At 71.7% G+C, this 13,371-nt stretch carries 5 protein-coding genes; all 5 read right to left on the bottom strand.

The window, feature by feature from the left end; translation table 11 throughout:
• Positions 1 to 98 precede the first annotated feature (98 nt).
• The 5 genes from BKN51_RS07640 to BKN51_RS07620 are packed head-to-tail and all read right to left on the bottom strand — an operon-like array spanning position 99 to position 13,085.
• Positions 99 to 1,241 carry a glycosyltransferase gene (locus BKN51_RS07640; RefSeq protein ID WP_101606946.1) on the bottom strand — a complete coding sequence of 381 codons (1,143 nt, stop codon included), beginning with the start codon at positions 1,239 to 1,241 and terminating at the stop codon, positions 99 to 101.
• Complete coding sequence (locus tag BKN51_RS07635) at positions 1,242 to 2,039, bottom strand: alpha/beta fold hydrolase (protein WP_101606945.1); 798 nt, start codon at positions 2,037 to 2,039, stop codon at positions 1,242 to 1,244.
• A 2-nt stretch (positions 2,040 to 2,041) separates the two neighbouring features.
• On the bottom strand, positions 2,042 to 2,341 hold the full coding sequence (locus tag BKN51_RS07630) for an acyl carrier protein (protein WP_101606944.1): 300 nt from the start codon (positions 2,339 to 2,341) through the stop codon (positions 2,042 to 2,044).
• Complete coding sequence (locus BKN51_RS07625; protein ID WP_233224114.1) at positions 2,331 to 6,572, bottom strand: beta-ketoacyl synthase N-terminal-like domain-containing protein; 4,242 nt, start codon at positions 6,570 to 6,572, stop codon at positions 2,331 to 2,333. The genes BKN51_RS07630 and BKN51_RS07625 overlap by 11 nt, the downstream gene beginning before the upstream one ends.
• 36 nt (positions 6,573 to 6,608) lie before the next feature.
• Entirely contained in the window at positions 6,609 to 13,085 is a 6,477-nt protein-coding gene (locus BKN51_RS07620) for a type I polyketide synthase (protein WP_101606942.1), read from the bottom strand.
• Positions 13,086 to 13,371 lie beyond the last annotated feature (286 nt).

Below are 13,371 nucleotides of genomic sequence, written 5' to 3'. Positions count from 1 at the left end.
TGTCTTCACTGTGGTCACGACGACTCCCAGCACGAGGACACACCTTCGGAAAGCTGGTACCCCTCCAGGAGAGTCCCTACACGCCCGCTTTTCAAGAGCTAGAGGAGTAGAGCCTCCAGGTGGTCGGCGGCCGTCGCGGCGCCGCCCGCCTCCCGGAACGAGGCACCCACCTTCTCGGCGGCCGAACGGTACGCCGGATCGTCCAGCACCCTGGTCACGGCGGTCGCGATCCGGTCGGGTTTCGCGCGGCCGAACCGCACCCGGACGCCCGCGCCCGCGTCGACGACCTGCCCGGCGACGATCGGCTGGTCGTCCCGGATCGGCGCGACCACGAGCGGCACCCCGTGCCACAGGCTTTCGCAGACGGTGTTGTGCCCGCCGTGGCAGACGACGGCGTCCACGCGCGCCAGCAGCGCCATCTGGGGCACCCGCGGCACCACGAGCACCGTGTCCCCCGTACGCCCCACGGCACCACCGGGATCGGCGATGACGGTCCGGATCCCGCCGACCCGGGAAAGTCCCCGGGCGGCCGCGGCGAGGAAGTCCCCGGCCGCGTCGGCGTTCGCGGTCCCGAGGGTGACGAACACCGTCGGCACCGACGGGTCGAGCCGGTCCCACGGGAAGTCGCCGATGGCCGCGCGACCGCCGATCGACGGCCCGACCAGCCGGACCCGCTTCGGCAGCGTGGCCGGGCCCAGCAGTTCCCGGGTGGTGAAGGCGAGTACACCGTGCGGGGACATCCTGGGGTCGGCGGGGCCGCCGTCGATCCGCGTGCGCAGGCCGTCGAGGAGGTCGTCGAGCCAGGCCGCCACCTTCGGCATCCCGGCCAGGGGGTCGACGAGCTCCGCGGACGTCGTCGCGGAGGTGACCCACGGCAGGCCGAGCCCGTCGGCGACGAGACCGCCCGCGATGGCCTGCTGGTCGGCGATCACCACCTGCGGGCGGAACCGGCCGATCGCGGCGCGGACACCGGGCGCCATCGCCTCGGCCAGCGGGATCAGGAACTCCTCCCACAGGAACCGGAACGCCGCCGGCCCTTTGAGGCTCGCGTCGCGTTCGGGCAGGCCACGCGGGACGGCGCAGGGGAACACCTCGGCACCGTCGCCCGCGAGCGATCGGATGACCTCCGGCTGCCCGGCCCAGGCGACCTGGTGCCCGCGCGCGGTCAGCGCCGCCGCGACCCCCACCGCCGGGTTGACGTGCCCGGTCAGCGGTGGCGTGACGAAGAGGAATCTGCCCACCTACTCGGCCCTCACCGTTTCGCGCGTGTGCTCCCGGAGCCAGCCCAGGATCAGCTCCGACGTCTCCTCGGTGCGCTCGACGAGTACCGAATGTCCCTGGTCCGGCAGCACGACCGTGAGACAGGTGCCGAGGTTCGCCTCCAGGTCGGGGACCTGCGCCGCGAGCCCGGACAGGTCGCCGAACAGCGCGAACACCGGGCAGCGCACCGCCGCGAGGTCGTCGTCGATGGTCCGGCTCAGCGGGATGTCTTCGGCCAGCGTGGTGGCCGCCAGGATCTTGTACGCCGCTTTGGACAGCCGGGCGGTGTGCGCGCCGTGGTTCTCCGCGATCCAGCCGATCACCTCGTCGTGCGCGAGCCGGTTCTTGGCGTCGGCCAGCCCTTCGGCCATATGCCCGAGCCAGGCCCGCACCGGTGGTTCCGCCTCGATGGCGATGACGCTCGCGACACGTTCGGGACGTGAAGCCGCGAGCCCGAAGGCAACGGAGCCGCCGAACGAGTTCCCGGCCACGTGCACCGGCCGGTCGATCCCGAGCGCGGTGAGCAGGCCGTCGAGGTCGCCGACGAAGTCCTCCAGCCGGTAGCCGGTGGCGGGCCGTGTGGTGCGCCCGTGCCCGCGAAGGTCGTACATGACGACGTCGATCCCCTGCTCGGCGAAGGTATGCCCGAGGGTGAAGTAGTAGCTCGCCAGGCTGTCGGTGAGGAGGCCGTGGACGAACACCACGACCGGCGCTTCGCCGTCCGAGGGCCCGAGGCGCTGGACATGGACGTCGAGATCTCCGACCTTGACCTTCGCCATGCTCAAGCCCTCCCGGCCAGGGACGCGACCACGTGGTCGACCAGTTCGCCCACGGTCAGCGCGATGATCTCGTCCAGTTCGCGTTCGGCGATGAACTCGGCGAAGTTGACCTTGTCGCCGTAGTGGTCCCGCAGCCTGCCGGACAGCGTGACGAGGTCGATGCTCTCCAGTTCGAGGTCGTCGTGGAACTTCGTGTCCCGGCCGATGTCCGCGTCGTCCAGCCCGTATTCCTCGAGCAGTTCACGCAGCATCACGGCGATGTCGGCCAAGACCGTCTCGGCCGGCACGGTTTCAGTGGTCATCTTCGTTCTCCGTCCAAGCCACGACGTAGTCCTTCGCGGGCGTGGCGATCGTGGTGTGCCACACCGGATACCGGGTACCGCCCACCTCCACGGTGAGCCGCCCGCCGTCCGCGCCGACGACGGCGAAAGCGCGCGGGTCGCCGCGCAGGCCGGTGCGGAGCCGTTTCGCGACGGCCTCCTTCGCGGCCCAGAACCTGGTGAACCACAAGGCTTCCGGCGCGCGCAGCAGCGCTCGTTCCGCGTCGCCGAGCGCGGCGTCGAGCGTGCTCTCCGTCCGGTCTTCCACGGCCTCGACGTCGATCCCGCACGGCCCGGGGCGCGCGATGGCGACACCGAGCGCGTCCCGATGGGCGATCGAGACGGTGAGGCCGGGCAGCTCGCGGCCATAGGCGCCCGAGACGACCGGCGCTCCGGAGGGATCGTTCCCGACCCGGAGTTCGGCGGGGAAGATGTCGCCTTCGCCGTCCCGCCAGAGCATCCGTCGCACGGCGTCCTTCGCCGCGATCCGCCCGAGCAGCCACGCCCGTTTGCCGCGTGGCTGCTGGACGGCGTAGTCCTTCCGTTCCGGACCGGCCAGCACGTTGCGCATGATCAGGTCCCGCGTCGCCAGATCCGGCCACTGCTCGCGGACCAGCGCCCAGCCGCCGGGCCGGTCTTCCGACAGCGTGGCGCGTTCCGGCCGCCGGTCCATCGCGCGGATCGCCGGATTGCTGTCGAACCGGCGATCGCGCCAGCCCTCGACCTCCGCCCAGACCCGGCCGCCACGGATCAGCTGGACGTCCGCTTCGAGTTCCGCGTCGGTGACCGAGACGATGCGAACGACGCAGTCGAGCCACTCCCCCGGCACCGGATGCTCGCCGTAGAACCGGATCCGCCGCATCCCCACCGGGAACACCGTGGTGCGGCTGGGAAGCCTCGACATGATCCAGTACCCGAGCAGCTGACCGGCGTTGTCCAGAAGCGCCCCCGGCGCCTCCGGCGTCCGCAGGGTCCCGCGCACGTGCCGCTCCCCCACCGCGACCAGTTCCGCGACACCCTGGAACTTCGGGCCGTGGAACATCCAGCGATCGGTGTAGAGCTGTTCGGCGCGCAGGTCCGGCGTCCGTTCGGCTTCGGCGGGGAACGTCCACGGCGCGGGCGGGTCGGCGGGGAATCCGTCGTCCAGCTCGATGACGGCCCGCGAGTACTCGCCCAAGGACACGCTGACCCGGGACCGGCTTTCCGGCACCACGGTCACCGGCACGTCCAGCGCGGGTGTCGCGGCGATCCACTGGTTCAGCCGGACGTCCTCCAGCGCGACCGCGCGCCTGCCCAGCGCCGCCTGTTCGGCGAAGTCCATCAGGTGCCCGATCACCGTCGTGGCGGGGACGACCGGCCACGAGTCGGCGGGATCCGCACCCGGTGGCTGCTTGAAGAAACAGTGGTCGAGCAGATAGGGCATCGTCTCGACCGAGACCCGGAGTTCGGTGCGCAACGGCCGGATCCGGGGCGCCGGCCTGGCGACGAACAGTTCCGCCGCCAGACCGGCGGTGTCGGCCAGCAGCCCGGAGAACTCGGCTGCCAGCGGGTTCCGTTCCCCGAGTTTGTCCAAAGTGGACTTTTTGGCCGTGCCGGGCCGGAAGCCGCGCCGGACGCTCTCGTCGAGTGAGACCAGCGCGCCCCCGAGGTCGAGCCGGATCGCCCGGCCGCGTTTCCCGCCGCTTTGGCCTGGCAGGAGTTCGAAAGCCGGATCGGCGCCGTCGGCCCACAGGGCGGTGACGACCCGCAGCAGTTGCGGAAGGCCGGGCCGGTGCGCGGAATGGGCGGCGACGACGAGGTGTTCGCGGTCGTGCAGGGTGTTCCCGATCAGCGAGCCGAGCTGACCGGCGCCCGTCTGCACGAACGCGCGGAACCCGGCCGCGTACATGTTCTCGACGAGACCGCGGAACCGCACCGGTTCCAGCAGATGCCGGACGAACAGCTCGCGGACCTCCCCGGCCGCCGCCGGATAGGGCCTTCCCGTCGTGGCCGACCAGACCGGGAGTTTCGCCGGGTGCAGGGTATAGCGTTCGGCCGCCTCACGGATCGGACCGAGATACGGCGCGAGCATCGGGGTGTGGAACCCGGACCGGAACGGCAGGACCTGGGAGATCACTCCCTCGGCACGGAAGCCGCGCACGAAGCCTTCGACGGCTTCCGACGGGCCGCAGATCATCGCCTGGTTGGGCGCGTTGTCGTGGGAAAGGACCACTTCGGACTGTCCTTCGAGGACTTCGGAGACCGCGGGTGCGCCCGCGCCGATCACCGCGAAGGCCAGTCCTGGCACCTTGAGCGTGTCCGGGTCGAAGCCGGCCAGGAACGCGTCGACCTCGTCGCCGGCGTGGATCCCGGCGACGGCCATCGCGGTCCACTCCCCCAGGCTGTGCCCGGCGAGCGCGTCCGGGTTCACGCGCAGCCCGCGTAGCGCCTTATCGAGAAGCCTGCCCAGCTGGAACACGCCTTTGCCGTGCCTGCCGACATCGCCGACGAGGACGTCGGGCGATTCCCAGGGAACGCCGAAATGCCGCGCGAGGTCGTCGGCGTCGGCCTCGAATTCGTTCTCCAGGCCGGGAAAGACGAACGCGAGTTTGCCGCGGCCCGCGCCGAGCAGCGGTCGTGGAACGAACCAGAGGTCGTTGCGGCCGCGCCAGGGTCTGCCCTTCGCGACCACCTTCCTGGCCAGGGTGAGCCGCTTGGGCGTCGGGTCGACGAGGCCGAGCCTGCATCGGCCGCGGCCGATGTCACCGCTGGTCAAGAGGTCGTCCCGCTCCAGCAGGCAGCCCATCTCGGCGATGGTCGGCGCGGACAGCCGCAGGACCCGTTCGGGTTCTCGGACCTCGGCCACCGCCCGCGTCGCGGCCTGTTCCAGGACGACGTGGGCGTTGATCCCGCCGAAACCGAACGCGTTGACCCCGGCCCGCCGCACCGGCCGCCGGTCGTCGGTCTCCCATGCCTTCGCGATGCCGAGCGTCTCGAACCGGGTCTCGGCCAGCGCCGGATGCGGCCGCTCGCAGTGCAGGGTCGGCGGGAGAACACCGTGGTACACGGCCAACGCGGCCTTGACCAGCCCGGCGACGCCCGCCGCGGGCATGGTGTGCCCGATCATCGACTTGACCGAACCGAGCACCGCCGTCGGCTCGTCGGCCTGCCCGAAGACCTCCGCGATCGTCGCCAGTTCGGCGGCGTCGCCCGCGGGCGTGGCGGTCCCGTGCGCTTCCAGGAGCCCGACCGTGGCGGGATCGACTCCCGCGGCGGTCCAGGCCTGCCGGACCGCGCGGACCTGACCGGCGGAGTCCGGATTGGACAGTCCGGCGGTGCGGCCGTCACTGGCCACGCCGGTACCGGTGACGACGGCGTAGACGCGGTCACCGTCCCGTTCGGCGTCCGCGAGCCGCTTCAGCACCACGACACCGGTGCCCTCCCCGATCAGCACCCCGTCCGCGTCCCGGTGGAACGGCCGGATCCGCTGGCTCCGGGACAACGCGCCGAGCTGGGAGAACACGCTCCAGAAGGTGACGTCGTGGCAATGGTGCACGCCACCGGCCAGCACCACGTCGCAGCGCCCGGTCGCCAGTTCGCGCACGGCGTGGTCGACCGCGACGAGCGAGGAGGCGCAGGCGGCGTCCACCGTGTACGCGGGTCCGCGCAGGTCGAGCCGGTTCGCCAGGCGAGAGGCGGCGAGGTTGGGCACGAGCCCGATCGCGGCGTCAGGAGCTTCGGGGCCGAGCCGGTCGGTGAAGGCCCGGCGCAGTTCCTCCAGCCGCTCACCGCTGAGTTCGGGCATCAGTTCGCCGAGAGTCCGGACGACCTGGGTCGCCGTCCGGACCCGCTGGTCCAGACGCACCAGGCCGGGGGTGAGATAGCCGCCGCGGCCGAGGATGACACCGGCTCGCTGCCGGTCGGCGGGCAGCCGGTGCTCGCCACCGGCGTCGGCGATGGCCTGCGCGGCCACCCGCAGCGCGATCAGCTGATCGGGTTCGGTGCCCGGGACCGACGACGGCATCACGCCGAAGCCGGTGACGTCCACTTCGGCCAGTTCACCGACGAAACCACCGCGACGGCAGTAGATCCGGTCCGCCCTCGGTTCCGCGTCGGGCTGGTAGTAACCGGGATCCCAGCGGTCCGCCGGCACCTCGGTGATCGCGTCGACCCCGCCGACGATGTTGCGCCAGTAGGTCTCGAGATCGGGGGCGCCCGGGAACAGCACCGACATCCCGACGATCGCGATCGGCGGTGTTTCGGCCACCGGTCACCACCCCGACGCGGTGTAGGTGACGGCCGTGAGGTCCTCGTCGCCCCACGCCAGTTCGCGCAGCAGGCTCAGCGTGCCTTCTTCGGGGTCGATCAGTTCGATCCCGCGCCGGGCGTAGTCCCGCATCAGTTCCGGGGTGACCATCCCGTTGTTGACCCCGGTCGGCGCCCATGGTCCCCAGTGGACGGTGAGCCCGCGGCGGCCGTACACGGTGGCCCACCGGTGCCCGAGCGCCTCCAGCGCGTCGTTCGCGGCCGCGTAGTCGGACTGTCCCCGGTTGCCCAGCGTCGCGGCGACGCTGCCGAACAGGACGGCGAACTTCGGGGCCTCCGGCAGTTCGCCCGCCGCCGCGAGCAGGGTGCTCGCCCCTTCGACCTTGGTGCCGAAGACGCGGTCGAACGACGCGGGATCCTTGTCCGCGATCAGCTTGTCCTCGATGACGCCCGCCGCGTAGACGATGCCGTCGATCCGGCCGTGCTCCGCGTGGATCTCCTTGACCGCGCGGTGCACGGCCTCCGCGTCGAGCATGTCCACCGAGTGGTAGCGCACCGGGCTGCCGAGGGCGCCGATCCGCCGCAGGGTGCCGCGGACCTCCCGTTCGGCCTCGATGATCCGGATCGTCCGCTCGATCTCGGCCGGTTTGGCCAGCCCGCTCCCGATCAGGGCCGCGCGCAGTTCCGCCGTCGTCTTCGCCGTGGCGATGTCCGGTTCCTCGCCCTCGATGGGCACGGCCGTGCGGCCGAAGAGCTCGATCCGGCATCGCGACACCGAGGCGAGCGTGGTGGCCAGCCTGGCGGTGATGCCCTTCGCCCCGCCGACGAGGAGCACGACCGAATCCCGGTCCAGACCGAGCGCTTCGGCTTCGGCGGTCCCGTCGCCCGCCGGACCGGCACCCGTGCTGCCGAGCAGGCCGAGACCTTCCTCGGTCATCCGCAACCCGCGCCGCGCGCCGTCACGGCGGACGACGACCGGTTCCCAATCACCGGCGGACAACTCCGCGAGTAGGGTCTCGACCTGTTCGTCCACAGTGGATTCAGGGTGCTGCTCGACCACGCGGGCGACCGTGTCCGGATACTCCCTGGCCACCGTGCGGAAGAAGCCCCGGGCTCCGTCGACGGGGCCGTTCGCGATGAGCCAGCGCGGTCCGCGCGCCAGAACGGCTTGGTACAGCGGGAAATCGTCGGGAAACGACGGTGCGAGGTGGAACACCCCGTCCGCGCCGTGCTCCGGCACACCGTGGACCAGTTCGGTCTCCGCGCCGTATCCGGTGAGGCGGGCGACGAGCATCTCGGCGACCTGGCCTTCGCCCACGACGGCGAAGCGGAGCCCGGCGAGCTCCTCGTCGGCGGGGACGGCGTCGGCGAGGTCGAATTCCCGCATCAGATAACGCTTGGGCGCCACGACGACGGCGTCGGTTTCGACGGCGGGCGGGGCGGCTTCGGTGCCGCCGCCGGTGATCAGGTCCGCGAGAGCGGCGGCGGTCCTGGCCTTGGCCAGTTCCTCGGGATCGCCGCCGGTGAGGCCCAGCCGGGTCGCCAGCTCGCCGGCGATCTCGGCGCGTTTGATCGAGTCGACGCTCAGGTCGGCTTCCAGATCCAGATCGGGCTCGATCATGTCGACCGGATAGCCGGTCCGCTCCCCGATCACCTCGACGACGACGTCGAACACCGAACGTTCGGGAGTGACCTCGGCGCGAACGGGCTCGGGTACCGGCTCGGGCGACGTGGCGAGAGCGGGGAGGGCGGCGGGCGGGACCGGGCGGGCGCCGGGCTCCGTGCCGAAATAGCCGAGCAGGACGTCCCGTTGCGCGGCGATCATCTCACGACTGGTGCGGAGGAACTCCGAAACGAGCGCCTCACCGCCGTCGGTGCCGGGCCGGGATGTCACGATCGCCTCCGTGGGGATTCGCTGGGCTGGATGCAGTGCCGCGGCGGGGATCCGGCCGTCGGCGGTGCGGACGAGCTGTCCGTCGACGGTCCAGCCCGCCTTCTTCGGCGGCCGCGCGGACAGCGCGTCCGTGCACGCGCGCCCGGTGAACAGCCTGCCGGTGCGGACGTCCACGCCCGCGACCGCCAGCCTGGCCAGGGCGGCGAGGAAACCGGCGATCCCGGTGCGGCGGCCGCTCTCGAAGGTGACCGTCCGATGTGGACGGCCGTCGAGAACGGCGGCGGCGAGCCGGGTGAGGACGGATCCGGAACCCGTCTCGACGAACGTCCGGGCACCCGCCTCGTACATGGCTTCGATCTGGTCCGCGAACCGCACCGGCGCGCCGATCTGCGCGGCCAGTTCGGCACGGATCCCGTCCGGCGACGACGGGTAGGTGCCGGCCGTCCGGTTGGCCCACACCGGGATCTCCGGTCCGGTGACCGGGACGGTGTCGAGCACGCGGGCGAACTCCGTCTCCGCCGGGGCGACCAGGGGGCTGTGGAACGCACAGGCGACCGGGAGCGTCTTGACCCCGGCCCCGCGGTCCCGCAACCGTTCCACGGCGACGCCGACGGCGGCGGTCGGGCCCGAGATCACCGTCTGCTTCGGCGAATTCCGGTTGGCGAGGACGAGGGTCTCGTCGAGGCCCTCGGCGACGAGCACGGCGGTGACGTCGTCGGCGCTCGCGGCGACGGCCGCCATCGCTCCCGGGTCGCCGCCGCCGGTCGCGCCGAGGATCGCCTCCGCCCGTGCCTCGCTGCACGCGAGCAGCGACGCCGAACTCAACGCGCCCGCGGCGGTCAGCGCGACCAGTTCGCCGTAGCTGTGGCCCGCGACCATCGAGGGCCGCACGCCGGCTTTCTCCAGCAGATGGTGCGCGGCGAGGCCCACGATCCCGAGCGCGGGTTGCGCGGCCCGGGTGTCGGTCAGCCGGGCGAGTTGTGCCTCGCGTCCGGCCTCGTCGAACGCGGCGGGCGGGAACAGGGCGTCGACGGTGTTCCCGGCGCGCGCGAGGTAGCGCCGCAGTTCGGGGAACGCGACGAACAGGTCCGCGAACATCCCGGGCCGCTGGCTGCCCTGCCCGGGGAAGAGGAACGCGATCTCGCCCGCCGGTTCGCCGTCGGCGGTGAAGATCCCCGCGTTCTCGTCCCGCTCCCCCGCGATGGCCCGGCGTAGCAGGACGACCAGTTCGTCCACAGTGGACGCGAGGACGGCGAACCTCGTACGGCCACCCCGCCCTTCCGCCCGGCGGGACGCGGCGAGCGCCAGATCGCGCAGATGCCAGCCCTCGCCGGTGGCGGCCAGGAGATCCTGCGCGGCCTTGATCGCGGCCGCGTCGTCCTCGCCCGCGAACAGGAAGAGTTCCGCGGGCCATTCGTCGAGGGTCTTCGCGGGCGGGACGGCGCCTTCGTGGGCGGTGAGGACCACGTGGAAGTTGGTGCCGCCGAAGCCGAAGGCGCTCACCCCGGCGACGCGCTCGTCCTCGGCCCACGGCCGCGCTTCGGTGTGGAACGCGAACGGGCTGCTCGCCGGATCCCACGCGGGATTCGGCCGCTCCAGGTGCAGCGTCGGCGGTTTGACGCCGGTGTGCAGCGCGAGGCTCGCCTTGATCAGCCCGGCCAGCCCGGCGGCGCATTTCGTGTGGCCGATCTGGGACTTCACCGAACCGAGCGCGCACCGGCCGGGTTCGGCGCCCGCCTCGGTGAAGACCTGGGTGAGGGTGCCGAGTTCGGTGCGGTCGCCGACGACGGTGCCGGTGCCGTGCGCTTCGACGAGCCCGACGCGCGACGGCGAGATCCCGGCGTTGCGGTACGCCCTGGTCAGCGCGTTGTGCTGCCCCTCGGGCCGCGGCGCGGTGAGCCCGAGCGCCCGGCCGTCGCTGGCGCTGCCGACGCCCTTGATGACGGCGTAGACTCGGTCGCCGTCGCGTTCGGCGTCCGCCAGACGTTTCAGGACGACGCATCCGACGCCCTCGCCCAGCGCGATCCCGTCGGCGCCGCCGTCGAAGGTGGCCGAGCGGCCGGACGGGGAGAGTGCGTGCACCGAGGAGAACAGCAGGTAGTCGTTGATGCCGTTGTGCAGGTCGGCGCCGCCGCACAGGACGAGGTCGCTGGTGCCGGTGACGAGTTCCTTGCAGGCGGCGTCGACCGCGGTCAGCGACGACGCGCACGCCGCGTCGACCGTGTAGTTCGCGCCGCCGAGGTCGAGGCGGTTCGCGATCCGGCCCGCGATGACGTTGGCGAGGACGCCGGGGAACGAGTCCTCGGTGAGGCGCGGCAGCTGGCGGTCGAGTTCGGCCGGGAGTTCGCCGAGGTAGGACGGGAGCACGGTCCGCAGGGTCATCGCGTTGGACAGGTCGCTCCCGGCCTCCGCGCCGAAGATCACCGACGTGCGGGACCGGTCGAAGGCACGTTCGGCGTAGCCGGCGTCGGCGAGCGCCCGCCTCGACACTTCCAGTGCCAGCAGCTGGACGGGTTCGATGCTCGCGAGCGACGCGGGCGGGATGCCGTGGTCGAGCGGGTCGAACGGGATCTCCGGCAGGAAGCCGCCCCACCGCGACGGTGTCTTCTCGCCGTCACCATCGGGCGCGTAGTAGAGCGATGGATCCCAGCGCTGGGGCGGGACCTCGGTGACCGAGTCCACTCCGGACAGGATGTTCGCCCAGAACGACGGGAGATCACCCGCCTGCGGGAACACGCAGGCCATCCCCACGATGGCGATGTCGAGCGGTTCCGGGGCTGGCTCGTCGTCCCGCTCGCCGAGCAGTTCGGCGGCACGGGCTTCGCGGAACGCCAGCGCCCCGGGACCGGCGGCTTCGTGCAACCGGGCGATCGTGGTGACCTCGGAGCGGAGGACCGCGACGTCACCCGCCATGAACATGCCTTCGGCGAGCTGCCGGTCTTCGGCGACCGGGCTCAGCGCGTCCCCGATCCGCTCGATTCCCTTGCTGGCCAGGCGAAGCCGTCCGACGTTGAGCTTCTCCAGCCGCTCCCACGCCGCACGATCCGGTACTTCCCGGTCTTTCAACTCGCGTTTGAGCTCCGCGTACTCGGTCGTGAAGGCCGAACGCACGCATCGCGTCGCGTGGCCCGGAGCGGTCTCCAGCAGGTCGGTGCGCGTGGCTTCGACGACCTGGCGCTGGAACAACGGCAGGATCGCGCCCGCGCGGACGGCCTCTTCGGTGAACAGGTACGCCGTCCCCATCAGGAGGCCGGCGGTCGCGCCGAGCCGGGTCAGCGGCGCCGCGGCCGCGGCGACCATCGCGGCCGATCGCTCGTCGTGCACTCCACCCGCGAAGTACACCTCGATCTCGCCCGCGTACTCGAGAAGCACACCGATCTGGGCTTCCCACAACGGAAAACTGGCCCTCGGGCCGACGTGCCCGCCGCATTCGGCACCTTCGAAGACGAATTTGCGCGCCCCCGCTTCGAGGAACTGGCGCAGCAGTCCCGGTGACGGGACGTGCAGGAACGTCGAGATACCGGCGTCTTCCAGCGCCTTCGCCTGCGCCGGGCGGCCTCCGGCGATGATCGCGTGACTCGGCCGGACCTCGCGGATCACCTCCAGTTGCGCGGCTCGGACCTCCTCCGCGGCGAACCCGAGGACGCCGACACCCCAAGGCGCGTCACCCAGTGTCGCCTTGGTCTTTTCGAGCATCTCGCGAGTCTGCGCGGGCCCGGACAACGCCAGTGCCAGGAACGGCAGCGCTCCCCCGGCGGCGACGGCTCCGGCGAACTCGGGTTGATCGCTGACCCGCGTCATCGGCCCCTGCGCGAGCGGCAGGACACCGCCCGAAGCGGTGAGGCCACCGGCGATCGACGCGTGGACGGCCCGGATCGCGGCCGGGAGCGTTCCCCAGGTGTCGCGGAAACGCTGGGGCAGGAACGCGTCCTGCCCCACTTCCAGGTCCGGACGTCGGCGGAGGCCCCGTATTCCGCCGTCCACAATGGTCTCGGAACCGTCGAGACCTTCCAGGGCCATGGTGACGTCCGACGGGAGATCCGCTTCGGGGAGCAGCGCGAACGCGGTGTCGAGCACGACGCCGGCGGCGCCACCGGTGACCGCGGCGGCCGCCGTATGCACGCCTATCCCGCCGTACGCCCAGACCGGGCCCCCGATCGCCGGGTCGGCCAGCAACTGCTGCAGGAAGACGAAGGTGCCGAGTTCGCCGATCCTGCCGCCCGCCTCGTGACCTCGGGCGACGAGACCGTTCGCCCCGGCGGCGACGGCTCGCACGGCTTCGTCCCGGCTGGTGACTTCGGCGAGTACCCGCCGGTCACCGAAGTCCACAGTGGACAGTGTGGTGCCCGCGGCGAGCAGAACCGTGTGCACCGCCAGGGGAAGCTCCGCCGGTCTCGCGACGCGGACGCCGAAGCCGGTTTCGAGCAGACTCTCCGCCAAGTCCAGTTCTTCGCGCGCGGCCCGGTTTCCGCTGGTCAGGTCCAGGACACCGAGCGCACCGGCACGCGTCGCCGCCGCGGCGAACCGAGCGGAGGGCACACCGAAGGGATGCACCGCGATGAGCAGATCCGCCGTACCGGTCGACATTGAGGCATCGGCGCCACGAAGCGACTTACCCACGGGAAGCCTCCGAGCACACGGAAGAGTGATTTGGTTACCGGGCGTACTTAAACGCAGGCGGGGCTTCACGTCAATACTCGACAGTAGGGTTTCCGGTCACAGGAACCGGATGGCGGTACGCCGACCTGCGAAACGCGAGGATCGTCGCGAAAAATTAGCGTTCCGGATACAGGGCGGACATCCACGACGCGCGGTTTTCCCGCAGTAGCAGGGAAGAACCGTCAACGACCAGGTGTCCCAACACCCGATACGC

Origin of the sequence: Amycolatopsis sp. BJA-103, from assembly GCF_002849735.1 — a bacterium.
Classification (GTDB): Bacteria; Actinomycetota; Actinomycetes; order Mycobacteriales; family Pseudonocardiaceae; genus Amycolatopsis.
Note: the sequence above shows the minus strand (reverse complement) of the source record. Positions and strands in the feature narration are given on the sequence as shown.